At 46.0% G+C, this 18,956-nt stretch carries 11 protein-coding genes; 8 read left to right on the top strand and 3 right to left on the bottom strand.

Annotated features, from left to right (window positions below):
• Positions 1-243: 243 nt before the first annotated feature.
• On the bottom strand, positions 244-1,767 hold the full coding sequence (locus CJD36_RS10155; RefSeq protein ID WP_105039018.1) for a hypothetical protein: 1,524 nt from the start codon (positions 1,765-1,767) through the stop codon (positions 244-246).
• Positions 1,768-2,455: 688 nt separating this feature from the next.
• Entirely contained in the window at positions 2,456-2,908 is a 453-nt protein-coding gene (locus CJD36_RS10150; RefSeq protein WP_105039017.1) for a hypothetical protein, read from the bottom strand.
• 347 nt (positions 2,909-3,255) lie between these two features.
• Here CJD36_RS10150 and CJD36_RS10145 point away from each other — a divergent pair, with 347 nt between their 5' ends.
• The 3 genes from CJD36_RS10145 (at position 3,256) to CJD36_RS10130 (ending at position 15,608) form a co-directional block, all read left to right on the top strand.
• On the top strand, positions 3,256-8,856 hold the full coding sequence (locus tag CJD36_RS10145) for a DUF7619 domain-containing protein (protein ID WP_105039016.1): 5,601 nt from the start codon (positions 3,256-3,258) through the stop codon (positions 8,854-8,856).
• Between the two features lie 176 nt (positions 8,857-9,032).
• Entirely contained in the window at positions 9,033-14,066 is a 5,034-nt protein-coding gene (locus CJD36_RS10140) for a T9SS type A sorting domain-containing protein (protein ID WP_105039015.1), read from the top strand.
• Between the two features lie 552 nt (positions 14,067-14,618).
• On the top strand, positions 14,619-15,608 hold the full coding sequence (locus tag CJD36_RS10130) for a phage protease (protein WP_105039013.1): 990 nt from the start codon (positions 14,619-14,621) through the stop codon (positions 15,606-15,608).
• 246 nt (positions 15,609-15,854) lie between these two features.
• Here the strand turns inward: CJD36_RS10130 and CJD36_RS23240 are convergent, their stop codons facing one another.
• A complete protein-coding gene (locus CJD36_RS23240; RefSeq protein WP_161499267.1) occupies positions 15,855-16,025 on the bottom strand; it encodes a hypothetical protein in 171 nt (56 codons plus the stop codon).
• A 280-nt stretch (positions 16,026-16,305) separates the two neighbouring features.
• On the opposite strand from CJD36_RS23240, the gene CJD36_RS10125 reads away from it, so the two are divergent.
• From CJD36_RS10125 to CJD36_RS10105, 5 genes are all read left to right on the top strand, one after another.
• Positions 16,306-17,220, top strand: coding sequence for a phage capsid protein (locus CJD36_RS10125; RefSeq protein ID WP_161499266.1), 915 nt, complete (start codon positions 16,306-16,308; stop codon positions 17,218-17,220).
• A 169-nt stretch (positions 17,221-17,389) separates the two neighbouring features.
• Positions 17,390-17,668 carry a hypothetical protein gene (locus CJD36_RS10120; protein ID WP_105039011.1) on the top strand — a complete coding sequence of 93 codons (279 nt, stop codon included), beginning with the start codon at positions 17,390-17,392 and terminating at the stop codon, positions 17,666-17,668.
• A gap of 41 nt (positions 17,669-17,709) precedes the next feature.
• Entirely contained in the window at positions 17,710-18,126 is a 417-nt protein-coding gene (locus CJD36_RS10115; RefSeq protein ID WP_105039010.1) for a hypothetical protein, read from the top strand.
• Positions 18,127-18,169: 43 nt separating this feature from the next.
• Positions 18,170-18,691, top strand: coding sequence for a CHAP domain-containing protein (locus tag CJD36_RS10110; RefSeq protein ID WP_105039009.1), 522 nt, complete (start codon positions 18,170-18,172; stop codon positions 18,689-18,691).
• Between the two features lie 25 nt (positions 18,692-18,716).
• Complete coding sequence (locus tag CJD36_RS10105; protein WP_105039008.1) at positions 18,717-18,941, top strand: hypothetical protein; 225 nt, start codon at positions 18,717-18,719, stop codon at positions 18,939-18,941.
• Positions 18,942-18,956: the final 15 nt, after the last annotated feature.

Raw genomic sequence — 18,956 nt, 5'->3', positions numbered from 1 at the left:
ACTAGCATTGCGAACAGGCTTAATGCCCAATGACAAACCTCAGTCTTGTTCTTTACCCCTTTTCTTCTGCAATGATTCAATACCTAAATTATCTCTATTTACTTGCTATTGCAAACATAGGATGACACGCCTCTTTTTTGCTTGCTGTCATTGGATTATGGTTGTGGGGCAACCCGAATATGCCCTCGCTATGCCCCGCTTCTTTTTGCCTTTTGTGATATAGATAGAGTTTTCATTTTATAGTTAGTAATCGGGTTGGCGGGAGAGGCGGCCGATGGGGGTGATGGTGTAATCGGTGGAGATGGCGGAGCGTTCGCCGAGTAGCCAGATGGCGCCTTCTACGGCATCGGGGCCATCATCGTGGGCGTGGCTGCCGGCAGTTAGTGCGCGGAACTGCTCTTCGAGCCGGAGCATGTGGGGGTTATACCGTTCCTGCTCGGCAAGGTATAACCTGCCATTCCGGTTGAGTGGCTCGAGGAGTGTTTCGATGCGGGTAAATTTATCGGGTTTGGAGCGGGTGTCGCCCCGAACGTTGAGTGGTATCTTCCGGTTCATACATGCGTCGTTTAGTTCTTTACGGATAACATCCTGCAGAAAGACCTCTTCCATATAGAATGTGCAGCGGGAGGGCCTGGTAAGCTGGTGTATATTAAAATGCCAATCGATCATGGTGGCAGAGGTGCATTGCTCGAGGTAGCATTTTATGATATGGTATTCATTTTGCCACTTGCCTACCAATACAGTTGCCTTATAATCTGCTCCTGCTTTGTAGGAAGGATCGGTATAGCAAATGAGGTCGCTATACTGGGCAACAGGCAATGCGGGCTTGTAGGCCATTTCTTTGAAAACAGCTCCTTCGGTAACCGGGTTATTGAAATATTCTTTTTGCGTAGCCGCATAGCTTTTCTGGCTGAGTACCCTGTCGATATCAGTCTGGGTATTTTTGGCCGGCCATGATGATAGTCCCTCTTCATCGCGGATATTAATGAGACTTACCTCATCTGCAAAGCTGCGCGCCCGCTCTATGCAGCAGTCGACCGCTATACGATTGCCACAAAATAAAATAGTTGTGGGCTGCGATACTGACCGGGTGCCTATGGCCGCCTCCTCTATCCACCGCCATTTTTTAGCAACAATATCGGGGTTAAGGCAATCGGCATCTGTATCCACATCATCGAACAGGAGTATATCGGGCCGGACTTCCTCGTTGCGTGTGCCGCGCGGACTTTGCCCCACACCGAGTGCGCGGAAAGCGACACCTTGTGTGGTAACAAACTCTGATGCCTGCCACTTGCCCGGATTCTCCTGTATGCCATAGTCTTGTATAATGCGTTTGTTGAACTCGAAGTTGGCCTTGAAGGGCATGAGCAACCGTGTAGCATTATCGAGACTATTACTAATGAGGAGCACGTATCTTTTCTTCAGCCGATCTTTTATGTCTCCGTCATCGGGTGTGTGCCCGACCAGGGTGAGGTATAATACCTCCATCATGGTGCGGGTACTTTTGGCCAGCTCGCGGCTCCACATGCGGACTTCGTAATGTTCTTTGTTTTGGAGCATTCGTTGCGTGGCCTCGAGGTGAAAGGATGCCGGTGAGGCAGAATAATATTCGGGAAAGTAATACTGGAACCATTGCTCGGAATCGGCCTCAAGTTTTTTGATACGTTTTGCCCGGGTGAGTGCATGTTCTTTTTCGTCGATAGTGGTTGACGACATGATGGCTTTTTTGTGGGCTTCCCATGTGTCGAGTGATTGTTTGGCGGTCATGATAGAGTAGATAGTAGTTAGTAGATAGTTCGGGTGTGGTCGGGTTATAGACCCGTCAAACCTTTTGGTCTTGAGAGCGCCAGGTAACTCTCGTGACAGAGAGCAGCCAGTTGTGAACCTTTGTTTTCGGGAATCGGGAGATTCCCTACCGATAGGACGAAGTCGGGAGACTTCGCCCAGCGTAGGGCTTTGTGTTATGGTGGCTTCTGACGTAGGGCTAAAACGCCCTACGCTATTGAGGACGCTCTTTCAGAGCTAGTGCATTTGCTTCAGTCAATGGCATTGCCCTGACGGGGCAACGCCCACTTTTTGTTACGTTTTACTACAAACAGGTAGTCCCTACGGGCAATGTCATTAAGTTAAGAGAAATTCGCTTAATCAGACGTCCGATACCTTCGGCATCGTTTCAAAAATTACTATAAGATCTGCTATTGACATCTGATACCTTCGGCATCATTACATGCTATTATCACCTTAACTTAATGAGATTGCCCTACGGGACATATGACGAGCTGCTTTACTCTTTTCTAAAACTTATGGTCAGAGATCCGTTAAACTGGTCGTCACGAGTGTCCCGAAATAATTGGGACCAAGTCTTGCAACAGATGTTTTTTACGGGAATCAGAGATTCCCTGCCGACGGAACGAAGTCAGAGACTTTGCTCAGGAACCATTTATGTTATTCAATTCTATGAACTAAATGAGGGTGCGGAGCGCTCTTTGATGAATTTGTCGAAGTGCATGGTCATTGATTTTGCCAGCTCGCGGTTTTGGGGGTGTAGCCAGCCCGTAAAGGATTTTGCTACTTCTATTATTTGCTGGATACTGATCTCGGTATCGAGATTTTTGATGGCCGCCGTGAACTTTACAATGAGGTCGAGGTCTTTGGCATTTACCTCTTCTTCGCGCAGCAGTTTTTCGTTGGTCTTTTCTAAAAGCAGGTAGAGTTTTTCGATCTGGTATGCTTTGGAAGTGGGCATTGTTTTTTTGATATAGTCCCAGCTGCTTTCTGTAGCCCAGTGGCGTAGTTGCGACTCACTGATGTCCATATCTTCTGATAATTCGGCCAGGTTTTTTTCGCCCCGTGTGTAGAGATGTTTTGCCCATTCTCTTAATTGCTCGTTATGTAGTTCTTCTTTCATGACACAAAGGTGTAATAGTGCGGCCACATGGGAAGAAGAAAGATACATGGTGACACGCTTTTCGTACCATGATGGTACACTTTCCGTACCACCATAAAACTTTTTTATGTGGATAACTGATGTCAGATTTTTGAGTGTCAACCCTATTCGCATTAATTATTCGCAGTTATGAAAAAATGGATGCGTCCATGAGAAAATTTTATTTATGACGGCGGAATTATTGCTTTTGGTTAAAAACCATTAACGTGAATTGCCGTTGGTGAACAAAAACGACCGTTGGTGAAAAAAGTTAAATTAAGCAGACTGATGTAAGTACTTTTGTGGATAACTTGTTAAAACCGAAGACTATGAAGAAGATAATGATCTTTTGTGTGGCTATGCTTGCAATTTTTTCAGCTAAGCCACTAATGGCACAAGTGGGCACCGTTACTAAGGTAGCAGGCAGTCTTACAGCCGGATATAATGGAGAGGGAATACTAGATACCCTTGCAAAATTTAATTCAATAACTTGTTTTTGTAAAGACACCGCGGGCAATATATATATTGCGGACCGAGGCAATTACCGCATCAGGAAAATTGATGCGGCTACCCATCTTGTTACTACCATTGCCGGAAACGGATCGTATGGGTTTACGGGAGATGGCGGACCGGGGCCGCTAGCCAAAATATCGGGAGTAGTTTACGGAATTAGCGTTGACAATGCAGGGAACGTGATCTTTGGCGACGACAACAGAATAAGAAAAATAAACACCACAACAGGGGTCATCAGTACAATAGCAGGTGGCGGATCGAGCATCGCAGACGGTATACCCGCTCTTTCGGCACAGCTGTATATTGTAACGGCTTTATATAGAGATAGTGTTGATAATATTTATTTTGGCAACAGCAATTCGATAAGAAAAATTGATGCAGCTACAGGCAATATATATACTCTTGCGGGTACCGTAGGGACATCGGGTTTTACAGGTGATGGCGGGCCTGCAACAGCAGCATTGATATATAATGCATCGGGCATAACAATAGACAGAAACGGGAATCTTTATTTTGTAGACCAGTTCAATTATAGGATCCGTAAGATTGATGCAAGCGGAGTCATATCAACAATTGCCGGCAACGGAGCTATGGAATACGGCGGTAGTGGGGGATTGGCTATAAATTCCCAAATTAATGTTTATCCTTATTCAGGATTTCAGGCAAGTATTTGTACCGACCCGGCAGGCAATATCTATTTCCCAGACCGATTCATTTATTCCGGCGAGGTGCTTCGCGAAATAAACCGCAGTACGGGTATAATCAATAAAGTTGGAGAGGGTTCTGGTTTTTGGGCAATTGCAGGAGGATACTATCGCATTTTGCATTTTCTAAGGAACGCAGGCGGAGATATTTTGTTTACCGATGGCACCCAGTTGCTGAAATTAAGCAACACCTATACTGCAATCAAAAGAATGTCATTCACCGATACGATGCTGACACCACCATGTACCATGCGCGCTACCAAATCGGTAGGTGTGTGGGGTACTGTCAATATGGTTCCCGGACCAACAGACTCTGTAGTGCTGGAAACAGATTTCGGGGATGGGACAACCATCAATACACATCTGCCCTATTGGGCTACTACCGACACAAGCGGCACAGTGTATGGGTTTGGGTATAATAACAGCTGGATAACGCATACCTATGTGCTCCCCGGAAATTATCAGCCCCGAACCATTGTGCGTATAGGAGATTACAAAGACGCGGTATTTCATGCCCCTGTTCATGCTGCAAGCGTGTGTGACAGCGGAATAGAGATTGTGGGTGGCTCTGCTTTTGACAGTATAACAACCAGTCCATGTGTACTGCCGGCAAACGTAAGAACAATCATTTCCGGCTTGGCTACAGGGATCATAACGCCATTGGACTCAGCTTATCTGAAAATCTATAATGGCGATGGAACGATTGATATAGTAGTAGTTCCAATTGACTCATCGGGTGGGTTTACGTACGTGCAAAATCACCCATATGGCGTGCTGTATAATGATCCATGGCTGGGCTTTTTGGGTTCACCCTATAATCACACTTACTTTGACGCATTCTCAAATAACGGTCTAAGTAGTTGGTCTCTTAATGCAGATGGAATGAATCCCATTTTTGTAGACGATTGTACTTACAATTGGGGTGGTTTAGCGGTGCAAGTAATTCCTGTTGCAGGATCGTCATGTGCAGCAACTGTTCCCTATGCTACAGTGATGTCTTTTGTTGTCAACGAACTACATGGGAGTGCAGCGGGTCTGTCTTCGGTGCCTATCCGTATTGATTTTGGGGATGGTATGGATACTTCGCTTACCGTGTCAACTTCCACGAACGGTACGGGCGGATTTACGATGAATATACCTCCAATATACCATACATATACTATACCTGGTGTGTATACCGCTTCTGCACATTTTGACACAACGGTTGTGCAATATAACCAAGCAGAAATTTTCGGGATGGTAGATTTCGTAGATCTTCCGACCAGCTGTTCACCACTTACAGGTACATTTTACATTGATGCAAATAGTAACTGTACGCCAGACGCGGGCGAAACAAGACTGGCGCACTGGCCGTTTCTTGTGGTGAATAACACAACGGGTGACACAACTAATGCATGGGCTGACTATAATGGGAATTATCACATCAGCATGACCGATACCAATTCGTATACTATAATAGCGAACCATGCATCATATTATGACAGCGGCAGCACGGGTTATACACTTGCAGTGGCGTGCCCTATAACCGGGCTGTTTTCGGCCACAGCAAGCGCAGGGACCAGCTATACGCAGGACTTTGGATTTACCTGCACAGGAACAACCGGAACAGTAGATATGAGCGTATCGGGCTGGGGCTGGGGCTTTGTGCCGGGCGATACGGGTATTATCTCTATCTGGTCGAGCGATGCATGGGGTTATACCTGCAGCACATTGTCGTCGACCATAACATTAACGATAGACTCTAACCTGAGTTATATAGGCATGTGGAACGGACCTGCACCGACAACGGTGAGCGGGAATGTGCTGACATGGACGTTTGCAACGGCGTCTAATCTGTTTGACTTTAGCGCCAATGTAAAAGTATTATGCGATACCACGGCAATGATGGGAGATACCGCGAGGAATGTATTGTACGTGTCACCGACCTCACTGGCAGACACTAACCTTACGAATAATACCTATGCATGGAGCGAACCGATCAGATCGTCATGGGACCCAAATGAGAAAGAAGTGTCTCCAAAAGGTTTTGGTGCAGAGGGCTATATACCCAATGGAACGCCACTGAGCTATATAGTTCATTTCCAGAACTCGGGAACCGCATCTGCAACGACGATAAAAGTATTTGATACGATAAGCGCAAATCTGGATCTGTCGACACTGCAGATCATTAGTTCGAGCGCTCCGGTACTTACCTACCAAATGGGCTCTAATGCTGTTCAGTTCAGGTTCAACAATATAAACCTGCCTGATAGTACAAGTGATCCTGAAGGTAGTAAGGGTTATGTGGCATTTAATATCTTGCCTAAGGATAACCTTGCGGCGGGTACAGTAATAGAAAACAAGGCGGGAATATACTTTGACTATAACCCGGCAATATTTACCAATACAACGATCAATACCATAGAGGATAGTACAAGAATGATAACCGGTGCAGACCATGTGTGCGCGGGTAGTAGCATAACCCTTGCTAATGGACTGGCCGGTGGTGTGTGGGCTGCAACTAATGCTAATGCTACAGTCGCGAATGGCATGGTGACCGGCGTAATAGCGGGCATAGATACGATAGTATATACTGTGTACGGCGACAAGTCGACATATAAGATAGTCAACGTATTGCCAGGCTCTGCAAGTGGTACTTTAACCGGCTTAAGGGGTGTATGTGTTGCAGCAACTACGACATTGACTGCTGCAACACCCGCAGGCACATGGAGTAGCAGTTCTGTAAATGCTACAGTAACAGACGGTGTGGTGACAGGTGTATCTGCCGGTGGCGTAGTGATCTCTTATTCATTTACGGGAAGCTGCGGATCATCTGTAGACACATTTGAAATGATGGTCAATGCATTACCAGATGCAGGAAGTATTATTGCCGCTGCGACGGTGTGCGCAGGTGCGACTACAACTTTAAGCAATACAATAACTGGTGGTACATGGAGCAGTAGTTCTGCTGATGCTACTGTGAGTGGTGGTGTGGTGAGCGGAGTTGCCGCTGGATCTGCAACAATTTCTTATTCTGTAACTAATGGATGCGGAGTTGCAGTTGCCACTATGCCGATGACAGTTAATCCGTTGCCTGATGCAGGAAGTATTATTGGTGCTGCGACCGTGTGTGCAGGGGCGACTACAACTTTAAGCAATACGATTACAGGTGGTACATGGAGCAGTGGTAGTACCAGTGCTACAGTAACAGGTGGTGTGGTGAGTGGTGTTACTGCAGGATCTTCAATTATATCTTATTCAGTAACTAATGGTTGTGGTGTTGCTGTGGCTACGATGCCTGTAACGGTGAATCCGTTGCCTGATGCAGGAAGTATTATTGGTGCTGCGACCGTGTGTGCAGGGGCGACTACAACTTTAAGCAATATAGTGACCGGTGGTGTGTGGAGCAGTAGTTCTGCCGATGCTACTGTGAGTGGTGGTGTGGTGAGCGGAGTTGCCGCTGGATCTGCAACGATATCTTATTCAGTAATTAATGGATGTGGTGTTGCTGTGGCTACAATGCCGGTGACAATTAATCTGCTGCCTGATGCGGGAAGTATTACAGGTACTGCGACGGTGTGTGCAGGTGCGACTACAACTTTAAGCAATACGATTACAGGTGGTACATGGAGCAGTAGTAGTACCAGTGCTACAGTAACAGGTGGTTTGGTGAGCGGTTTAACAGCAGGTGCTGTAACGATTTCATATACTGTAACCAATAGTTGTGGTACTGCAACAGACACCATGATGGTGACGGTGAATCCGTTACCAAATGCGGGGACAATAACCGGAGCGGCACTGGTGTGCGCGGCCGGCACGACAACATTGAGCAGCACAGTAAGTGGTGGTGTATGGAGTACCGGTAGTTCGTCGGCAACAGTGAGCGGTGGTGTAGTGAGCGGTATATCCGCAGGGACAGCACTTATATCGTACGGTGTAACAAATGGTTGCGGCACAGCAACAGATACTATATTGGTGACTGTGGCTACAATACCTGATGCTGGCTCGATCGTTGGCGTTGGACCATTGTGCGTGTCCGGTAGTTTACCCCTGACATCAACGAGTCCGGGAGGTGTATGGAGTACGAGCGGCGGAATAATAAGTGTATCGGGTACAGGCGTAGTAACGCCGGTATCAGCAGGAACAGGAACCGTGATCTATACTTTAACGAACGCTTGTGGTGCGGATACTGTGATGAGTGCAATAACTGTCACAGGGCTTCCCACTGCTGGAACAATATCGGGCGATGACAGTGTTTGTGAAGGCGCATTAATAACATTGACAGGAAGTGTAAGTGGTGGCATGTGGAGCAGTACTAATAGTTCAGTTGCTTCGATATCATCATCGGGTAATATTACAGGATTGGTTGCGGGAACTGTTGTTATAAGTTATGCTGTTACCAATAGCTGCGGATCAGCTTCGGTAGGGCAAACAGTAACAGTACTATCAACAGCTGATTGTAATACGGGAGTAGTAACTACAGCACCCGGGCAATCGATGATCAGTATTTATCCTAATCCTACAAATGGATCATTTATAGTGGAAATACCACAACCGGGTAATGATGCAGTGATAACGATCACAGACATATCGGGTAAGGTGGTAGAGATAATTAAGTCGAACAATCATGAACTGCAGATACCGGTTTATCTTACTAACCTGGCCAGCGGCACTTACCTGATAAAGGTGGAAGCTGATGGTAAGGTGTACAGGGATAAGGTGGTGCTGTGGTAAGTTAATTAGTTAAAAAGGAAACTGGTCAATAAGGGGTTCTTTATTGACCAGTTGCTTTGGGTTAAGTGTTGTACATGTGCGTTGCCGTTGGTAAACAAAAGCGACCGTTGGTGGAAATTTTTAATTCAATAAGATCGTAATGAGTACTTTTATAAAACATTCTAAACTACATAGCTATGAAAAAAACGCTACTGTTTCTTGCCGTTTTTTCTTTTTTCTTTTCATTGGGTGCCCGTGCGCAATGTGATATGGGGATCATTGAAGGTGTGGAGCGGCACGTACACGATACCACTTTTAAGCGACTGACGATCGATACTACCTGGTATGGCAGCGCGGGGTATAGCTGCGTGTGGATGTTTCCTGACGGCAGTTCCCATCCGGGTCTGTCGATAGAGTATCCGTTTACTGTAGCGCAGGAGTCGATTGAGCTCACATTTGTTGTTACCGGCCCGGGTTGCACGTCTACACAAACGATCTACCCGAGCGTACCCGTTGTTTTTAACTGTGCCCAATTGTTTAACTCGAATTGGGGTGATTACTTTGGTACACCAAGGCAGGCAGGGCCAAATGCCAATGATGTGGCGGTATCTGTTTTAGCGCCATCATTTGGTGATAGTAGTTTCAAAATTAACCTGTCTTTAGATTGGGGTAATGGCCATACTATTTTTCTTACACAATCAACCGACCTCTTGTGGAGTATAGGCGGTGTTGACGACACGCTTAATGCCTCTCATTACCAATACGCCGGAGAATATACATTGCATGCTAGCTACCACTATTCTTACGATACACTTACCTGCCCGGTGAGAAGCATGGACACTGTAGCTATACATGCGGGCGGCCTGCCGGCTGTTCCGGAACTTTATGGTGGCACAACCTATTGCGCGGGGGATACAGTGAAGCTATATGCAAGAGATACCACAATACAGTTTCATAATATGCTTCATCATCCTGTAGTAGCGGGTTATATGGATTATTGGCCGGATTACTATGACCCATTTGCGCCCGGAGGATATGATTCGCACTCGTCTATATATTTTCAATGGTACGATAAAAACTATAATTTTTTATCACAGGATACCGTTCTGGTAGCACCTAATTTACGTGTACAAGATAGTGGTATGTATATACTGCGTGCTATTGATGGTATAACAGGGCGTGACACACAAGCAGTGATACATATTGTTGTAACGGGGAGCAGACTGACTCTTGATAGCTTTGCAGCCCCTGGCTGTACCGCAACGGGCACTCTATATCTTAACTGCCACAGAGCCAATGATTCTGTAGCTATTTCCTATATAAAAGACAGCATTCAGGTAACCTTTACCGGCCGCACAAACGCAAGCGGCCATATCCATGTGCCGGGATTAACAGAGGGTGATTATTCTAATATTCGAGCGCGCTTCTGGGGAGATGCCTGCAGTTCGAACAGTATCAGCGGGCCCTATTCTTTTCATTCTTTGCCTTCGCCTGTTACGGTAAGTTATTTGCGTATGTGCGCCAGCGGCTCGTTGACACTTACCGCCAGTTCTTCTGTAAGCGGTGCAAGCTATTTATGGCAGGGCCCGGGTGGCTTTACTTCAACACAGCAAAACCCGGTTATAACTACCGGTTCTACTGCTACGCTACAGCAGTATTCTGTATCTATAACGTCAGGTATCTGTGCCCCCTCTTATATTTCCGTTACCAATGTAGTTGTGAGTTCGGCACCGCCTAACGTAAGTGGCGCGCATTTTAATGACAGTGTGTGTGCCGGAACTAATTTTAATCTTAGCGGCATGGTATATGACTATAGTTATTTAAGCAATTCTATTACCAGCAGTGACACTACTGTAGTTAATGGCTTAAGGGCGGTAAGACAGGGCTCTTCGGCACTTACATATACTGTTTCAAACATGTGCGGCACATCTTCTTTTACACAGACCGTGTATGTAAGACCGACTCCTGTTTTGCCAAATATTACAGGGCCAACAACTGCATGCATTGGCAGTATGGTAACTTATAATATCGCAACTACCGGTGGAACATGGACTACCATAGGAGCAACAGCGCCTACCGATATAATAACAGATCATAGCTTCCGATTTAAAGTAGGCTCTTCTTCTGCAATAAACCCGCTTACTTACACCAAAGACTCGGGGAGTTGTCGCAGCGTTGCCAGGATTTCTTTAACTACACTTGATTCGGCACGTCTTATTTATTTGCCTCCTGTAGGTTTATATCCGGGAGATACCGTTACTCCGGTTGCGCGCACGTACGCATCGTATTACTGGGGGCACGGAGGATCAACTACATTATCATCGCCAATATGGACACCTGTGTCGGGGCCTATTGCTACCGTAAACAGCGCGGGCCTGATAAGTGCAGGGACGCAGCCTGGCTCTATATTGCTGAATGTGGGATATGCTAACACATGCGGCTCTGGATCAGACAGCTCAGAAGCCTATGTGAGCGATTGGATAGACAGCCGCGTAGCCCGCGGAATGGTGCAAGATATGGTGAGGGACACAGCGGGTAATCTCTACGTGCTGGGTGATAGAATAATACGTAAAATAGACAGAAACAGAAACGAGAGCATTATAGCCGGATTGGGGATTTCAGAAAATTGGGCCGGTGATAATAATAACGCGGGCTACTCTGGTGATGGCGGCAATGCACTGGAAGCAGACCTGGGTCTTGCCAAAAATATAGCCCGTGATAATACCGGTAATATATACCTCAGTTATCCGGGTGAAGGCGTTATCCGCAAAATTGATACAAGTGGTATCATCACCAGATTTGCAGGGATACTGGGAAATGCTGATTGGTGGCCATCACATGGTTACTCAGGCGATGGAGGACCAGCTACTGCTGCACATATTACCGCATCGTATATGGTAACAGATAATGCGGGCAACCTATATTTTTCTGAGAATAACAATCATAGGATAAGGAAGGTAGATGCCGGCGGGATCATTACCACCATAGCAGGAGATGGTACAGTAGGTATAACAGGAGACGGGGGAGCAGCAACGAGTGCCAAAGTTGGATGGCCGATGGGGCTTGCTATTGACACCTCGGGAAATATTATAGTGAGTACGATGGGGAGATTAAGAAAAATAGACCCTTCGGGTAACATAACGACCACAGCAGGAAGAGATAGCGGCTATGTAAGGGGTGGCCAGCAGGCTACAGCAACACAGCCGATATTTGGCGGCAGTGTTGTCTGTGATAAACTAGGTAATATTTTTTGTGTTTCCGTTTATTCCGATAATCATAGCGGGTATTATCCCTATTCTCCTTACTCCCCTTACTACTATTATTATTATGGCAATGGTTATAGTGGTTATACGGGTATCTATAATGTTTGGCGGAATAGCACTAAGCGAATAGACAAAGATGGTATTGTAAGCATAGTAGGTGCCAACCAGCAACCGTATCAGGAGCTAATAGATGCTGGGCCTTCTGTGCATACCAGCGCGTATAATGCAGTCTGTGTTGATGATTCTGGGGGTATTTACATAGCAGGTAATAGCCAAACGATAAGACACAGCGGTAAACCGACGCTGGAGATACTTGCATCGCAAGACACAATATGTCATGGACCAGCACCTGTAACATTTACCGCGCGAAGCCACTATACAGGTAGCTCGGCATCTTATCAATGGCAGAAAAATGGCATCAATGTAGGGACAGATAATATCGTTTATGCAGACCCTTCTTTTGCGGTAGGAGATAGCATTTCGTGTAAGGTATATATGACGTCGGGAGGACTGTATCTGGCATCGGCGAAGAGGAGTGTAGCCATTGCTGAAAATATGCCCGTGATAAGTCCGATAGCAGGCATGAATGTGGTGTGTGTAGCAGACAGTATAACACTTACAGACACAGCAAGTGGCGGTGTGTGGAGTAGCAGCAATAGTGGAGTTACTGTAGTGAATGGAAATGTTGTTGGCGTTACCGCAGGTACTTCTATAATTACCTATACGCTCACCAATGCGTGTGGTACCGCAACAGATACTATGTTGGTGACGGTTAATCCTCTACCAAATGCAGGTATGCTTACGGGCGTCCCCGTGGTATGTGAAGGGTCGTCTATCACGCTTTCAAATACTGCAATTGGTGGTGCATGGAGCAGTAGTACTGCAAGTGCTACCGTTGCAAGCGGTGTAGTAGCCGGGGTGAGTGCAGGTACTTCAATTATTTCTTACTCATCAACCAATACATGCGGCACCGCGATAGACACAATGGAAATAACTGTTAATCCGATGCCGGCAGCAATAAGTATAGCCGGACCAACAACAGCCTGTGTAGGTGCCAACATTACGCTTACAGGCGGTGCATTGGGTGCCAGCTGGATAAGTAGTAACGGAAGCGCCAGTGTGGCCGGAGGACTTGTATATGGCATTTATGCCGGAACAACGGTGATAGAATGCAGTATGTCTAATAGCTGTGGTACAGCATCTGACACGATGGTGATAACTGTTGTTGCTCAGCCGGGTGCAGGGCTTACCAGCGGCGTGAATGTGATGTGCGCCGGAGCAATAGCTACGCTGACAAATTCGGGTGGATTGCCTGGTGGAACATGGAGCAGTAGTAACGATGCTGTAGCAACTGTAACAAATGGCGTGGTATCAGGCATTGCAACCGGTACGTCCTTCATCTCTTATAGCTTTACCAACTACTGCGGAACAGCAACAGATACCCTGGAGATGACGGTGAATGGTCTGCCAGCACCCGGGACAATATCGGGGGCGGACAGTATTTGCGAGGGATCATCAGTAACGCTTACAGAGAGTGTGACAGGTGGTATATGGAGTAGTTCGACGTCGGCAGTAGGCACTGTAACGAGCGCGGGTATGTTTACAGCGGTTCATGAAGGTGATGTAGAAGTGACGTATTCTGTAACCGGCATTTGCGGCACATCTGTAGCCTTCAGAACACTTCATGTGATCGCTTCAGCAGCGTGTGATGGCGGCACAGGTGTACGAACATCCTTCAACATATATCCTGATCCGAACAATGGTTCGTTCACCGTAGAGATACCACAACCGGGTAACAATGCAGAGATCACGGTAATGGATGTAACGGGCAGAAAGATACAAACAATAGCCCCACAAGCAGGGCAAGTACTGGTGCCAGTAGAGCTGGCCAATATGCCAACCGGCACGTATATGGTGAAGCTGATAGCTGATGGCAAGGTGTATAGTGGTAAGGTGGTGATAAGGTAGTGTGAAGTAAGTCATTATTAAGTTGATCGGGCTATCTCAGGATCTGAGATAGCCCGATTTTTTGTATGAGGAGTACCAATTTGACTTTAAAATTACACCAGATGCAGTAACCACCTCCCCCTAAGTTTCGGCAGAAAAAGCTGAAACTTAGGGTACAGAGCTACGCTCGTGCCGTTACCGGCACCTTCAAAACCTGCCTGCCGGTAGGCAGGGGAGGAGAGTGGTTGACGTATTCAAAAAGTGTGACATTGATGTCCATTTGGTATAATAAACGACATTTTATGAAGGGTTTCCCATAAAGTAATGTCGTAATATGGGCCGTTTTTTTAGTGTTTTTTACTAGTGCCCGAGCATTTTTTCATAAATGCATTTTTGCTATGCATAGATGGCTTGCCGACAACAAAGTGATGTGAGTTATCCACAAAAATATTTTTTATGGTGGTACACTTTTCGTACCACCATGGTACGAAAAGCGTACCACCATAACTTTCCGATTTGCCAAAAATAGAAATCCGATACACCTTTGTGTCACAAAACAACGGTATCCCTATCATGACAGAAAAAGTAAAGAAAATAGAGCGGCAATATGTGCTCTCAGACAGTTCGGTAAACGTGTATGGTTTTCGTTTACTTACCTCTGGCTATCAGCTGGATGACTACAGAAAAAACCCAATTGGCTACTACATGCACCGCCGCGAAGATGGTATAGCACTGAAATGGGAAGACCTGCGTATAGAGGACGATAAAGTGATTGGTACGCCGGTGATAAACCTGAGTAATGCACGCGGCACACAGATGTGCGATGAGGCTGAAAACGGGTTTCTCAATGCGGCATCGGTAGGGCACATAGTAGTGCTGGAATATAGCACCGATCCTGAAATGATGCTGCCAGGCCAAACAGGACCAACGATTACCAAATGGTATAATAAGGAGTGTAGCCTGGTGGATATACCCGGCAACAACAATGAGCTGACCACGCTGTATGACGCACAGGAGAACGAGATCAATCTTGTGGATATAGGTGCCGGACTACAGGCAATTAAAACAGCAGATAATTTGTGGCTGGCCGACCTGAAAAGTGCGTTGGCGATGGATAGCAATGCGGGTGTTGATACATTAGTCAACAAGATAAAAGATCTTGTGCTGAAGGCGGAAACGCTTACGATAGAAAACACAACGCTACTGAACGACAAGCAAGTTCTTGTGCAGCAAATAGATGAGCTGAAGAAGAACAATGCAACTGCTGAGATCATAGCCGTTCTGGACCGCGCATTAGAAGACAGAAAGATAACTGTGAGCCTGAAAGACCGGCTGGCTGTAGATTACGCGGATAATGCTGAAGGGTTAAAGGCACTAATTGCTGCTATGTCGGCTTACAGAACAATAGCGGAAAGCCTGAGAGCAGGCAATGATACTACAGAAACGCAATGGGCCTGGGATGACTATGAGAAGAATGACCCCGCAGGTAAAAAATTAAAGGCGTTGAGGGCTAATGATCCTGCCCGTTACAAGGACCTTTTTGATAAGAAGTTTGCAGCGTAGGCTGTTCAATATTGATTTAGTTATCCTACCACAGTTGCAAGGCGGCAGCTACCTAATGGGCTATCTTGACCAGGGGAAAGTTGCTTACACAGACATCTGATACCTTCGGCATCATAACGGGTATAGTTGTCCCTGTCAATAGCAAGAAAGTGTTATAAATAATTTAAGGAGTCGGGCAAGAGGTTTTTGCTTGGTTGTTTCATGGGTTTTGCTTTAGTAAAAAACAGTGCTGTTTTTCCTCGCCCGCTATCCTTCTTCTTTTTTCGATTCTATAGTGCAATACAAAACGAATACGCCCCGATGGCTGTTGGCCAGAAGACACAACAGTGGCAGTTGCTTACACAGACGTCCGATACCTTCGGCATCGTCATCAAATGAAACACTATTGCTATAGACATCTGATACTTTCGGCATCATAACGGGTATAGTTGTCCCGGTCAATAGCAAGGAAGGTTTATAAATAATTTAAGGAGTCGGGCAAGAGGCTTTTGCTTGGTTGTTTCATGGGTTTGCTTTAGTAAAAAACAGTGATGTTTTTCCTCGCCCGCTATCCTTCTTCTTTTAATCTCGTCTGGCATCGATGTCATTGCGATCTATACAATCAGCATGCACAATTATGTCGTCCCCGCCTACGGGCAGTCAGGCTTACAGAGCCGTTACCCTCCCACACGTTTACAATTTTAAATCCAATACCATTATGGCAATTCAAAAAGAGATCTGGCAAGATCACATTGAAGGGAACCTGTTCAAGAACAATGAGTTCCTCCTGGCATCTACTGATGCAGGACAGTTTGTACTACAAGGAAAGGTAGTGCACATACCACAGGCCGGCGCACTACCGAATGTTGTAAAGAACAGATCTTCTTTACCCGGTACAATTGTGCAGCGTGCTGATAGTGATGTTACGTACTCACTTGACGAATACACTTCAGACCCTATACTGATACCGTATGCTGAAACGTTTGAACTTAGCTATGGCAAGAGAGAAAGTGTATTGTCTGAACACGAGTCTTCACTAAAACAAACGATAGCGGATAACATTCTTGTTTCCTGGTCGCCATCTGTTGCCGCTAGTTTGATACGTACGTCTGGTGGTGCTGCAGCCAGTCACATTGATACTACATCGGGTAATCGCAAGAAGCTAACAGTAAAGGATATTAAAGCAGCACAGCTTGCATTGAATAAGCAGAATGTGCCTATGGAGGGCCGCTATGCATTGCTAAGTGCAGACATGTTCCAACAGTTGACTGATGAGCTCTCAGTTACAGATTACCGCGACTTCAGTGCAGCATATAACATCAAGCATGGCGTATTGGGCCGTTTGTTCGGGTTCAACATTATGATGCGTAGCGCTGTTGTGACCTACACTAACGACACAGTACCTGTTGTAAACCCATATGGTAGTGCTGTACATGCCGACGATAATGATACAGTGCTCTGCTGGCAGACCGACGCCCTGGAAAGAGCAATAGGCGCGGTAAAGTTTTTTGAGCGTATTGACGACCCTACCTACTATGGCAATGTATATAGCATGAGTGTGCGCATGGGTGGCCGTAAGCGCCGTGCAGATGGAAAGGGTGTCGTAGCCATAGTGCAGGCAGCATCTGCGTAGTTGCTGAATTTAATTGCTCGATGGCTCAAATACTGAATGGCTCAATTTGGATAATGAGCACTATCTCTTTATCTCGAAACTATAAACACGACAGGAGGCTACTCTGCAAATTATCACGACACTCATTGAGCTATTGAGGCATTAAGCCATTGAGCCATTTTTTATAACTATGATCAACGAAATAAAGACCTGGATATTAATAGCGGTGGCCGGAGCAATGGCAACGATACTGGGGTATATAATAAAGGTAGTAACGGCACAGGTAATTCACCGTCTTGATGAGATCGTGACCGAGCTAAAACAATTGACACATACTACCACCATACAGAATGAGCAGATAAAAGGCCTGCAAGAGCAGGATGCCATCATCCGCCGCCGCTTATATAAACAGAGTATGCGCATACGTGCGCTGGAATTCCGGTCTGTAAATAATACGGACCATCAATAACCAATCATCACTTAAATCATAACACCATGTTTTGTACAAAAATGAAAAAACAGATACGCTTGTTGCTACAGCAATTTGATAGTTATCTGGAGAAGAATGTTGATACCGCATTGCAAATAACAACGGCTATCAAGCAGTTTCTGGAATCGCCGGTGGCAGATATACTTACGGCAATTATTCCAGGCAGTGTAGATGACATTATCAGAAGGCAGTTGATCTACGCATTAGACAAATCGGTAGAAGCACTGGCCATTGCTGAGCATTGCAAGCAATACACCGATATCGAAGAAAAGCTGAAGTGCTTTGTGAGCCAATTGCAGCAGAGAGGACCAGACATGCAAGATGCGCTGCTACAGAAGCTTGCCAGCCTGTTAGCAGGAACACTTGATGGCAACAGGCTGAAGCAGAGCGTTTATGACTTGTTTACACAGGTAAAATACACTACAGCGAAGGGGTAGAGAGCGCCCTGCCGGAATAGATAACTATTTCAACTCCCCAACTATGTATAATAAAAATAACGGGCCTGCTACAACTACGCTTTCCTCCCTTGCGCTATTGATGGCGCAGCAACAAATAGGCCAGCGGGAGCTGCCATTGGGAAGTAACAGCGGACCTATGGTAGATAAGTACCTGCTTTCTGTAGGGTTGAACCCGGGGTATGCGTGGTGCCAGGCATTTGTATACTGGTGTTTTTCAAATGCCGCGGGGCGGCTAAATTACCGCTGTCCTGTAATACGCACCGCAGGTGTACTTGACTGCTGGAATAAGACATCGACCAGCCAGAAAACAACCAAAGCGGCAGTTTTGAAAGATCCTTCATTAGTCTTACCCGGACATCAACTTATCTTATTGTATGGTGGTGGTAAGGGCCACACCGGTATAGTAGAAAAGGCGGAAGGACAGGTGATATACACCATTGAAGGGAATAGCAATGATACAGGCGGCCGAGAGGGTTATGAGGTAGTGAGACATAAGCGACTGATAACGGACAAGGCGCTGTGCGGATTCATTAAATACAATTAAACAAACAACAATAAACCGTATTGCTATGAAAAATGCAAAACACTACTTCAAAAAATACCCCAGGGTGGAGGTGCTATACTTTACCGCAGACGACCTGGCATTTACCGAATTGACCGCGGCAACAGATCATGCATCGGAACTTGATGACGACTTTGTAATACCTATAACAAGGAAAGAAGCAATGGCTGCCATTAAAGATATGATGGTTGATGGCTGGCGAACGATGAGTGCCGAAGGAGAACAATACTAACGATAAAAACTATAG

Source organism: Flavipsychrobacter stenotrophus (assembly GCF_002954265.1).
GTDB classification, from domain to species: Bacteria; Bacteroidota; Bacteroidia; order Chitinophagales; family Chitinophagaceae; genus Flavipsychrobacter; species Flavipsychrobacter stenotrophus.
This window is presented reverse-complemented; position numbering and strand designations above follow the sequence as displayed.

What these genes read in the sequence shown, in the direction of transcription:
- CJD36_RS10115 (WP_105039010.1), top strand. Translation starts at nt 17,710, where the DNA reads ATGAAAAAACAGATACGCTTGTTGCTACAGCAATTTGATAGTTATCTG.
- CJD36_RS10150 (WP_105039017.1), bottom strand. Translation starts at nt 2,908, where the DNA reads ATGAAAGAAGAACTACATAACGAGCAATTAAGAGAATGGGCAAAACAT.
- CJD36_RS10120 (WP_105039011.1), top strand. Translation starts at nt 17,390, where the DNA reads ATGATCAACGAAATAAAGACCTGGATATTAATAGCGGTGGCCGGAGCA.
- CJD36_RS10145 (WP_105039016.1), top strand. Translation starts at nt 3,256, where the DNA reads ATGAAGAAGATAATGATCTTTTGTGTGGCTATGCTTGCAATTTTTTCA.
- CJD36_RS10140 (WP_105039015.1), top strand. Translation starts at nt 9,033, where the DNA reads ATGAAAAAAACGCTACTGTTTCTTGCCGTTTTTTCTTTTTTCTTTTCA.
- CJD36_RS10125 (WP_161499266.1), top strand. Translation starts at nt 16,306, where the DNA reads ATGGCAATTCAAAAAGAGATCTGGCAAGATCACATTGAAGGGAACCTG.
- CJD36_RS10155 (WP_105039018.1), bottom strand. Translation starts at nt 1,767, where the DNA reads ATGACCGCCAAACAATCACTCGACACATGGGAAGCCCACAAAAAAGCC.
- CJD36_RS10130 (WP_105039013.1), top strand. Translation starts at nt 14,619, where the DNA reads ATGACAGAAAAAGTAAAGAAAATAGAGCGGCAATATGTGCTCTCAGAC.
- CJD36_RS10105 (WP_105039008.1), top strand. Translation starts at nt 18,717, where the DNA reads ATGAAAAATGCAAAACACTACTTCAAAAAATACCCCAGGGTGGAGGTG.
- CJD36_RS10110 (WP_105039009.1), top strand. Translation starts at nt 18,170, where the DNA reads ATGTATAATAAAAATAACGGGCCTGCTACAACTACGCTTTCCTCCCTT.
- CJD36_RS23240 (WP_161499267.1), bottom strand. Translation starts at nt 16,025, where the DNA reads ATGATGCCGAAAGTATCAGATGTCTATAGCAATAGTGTTTCATTTGAT.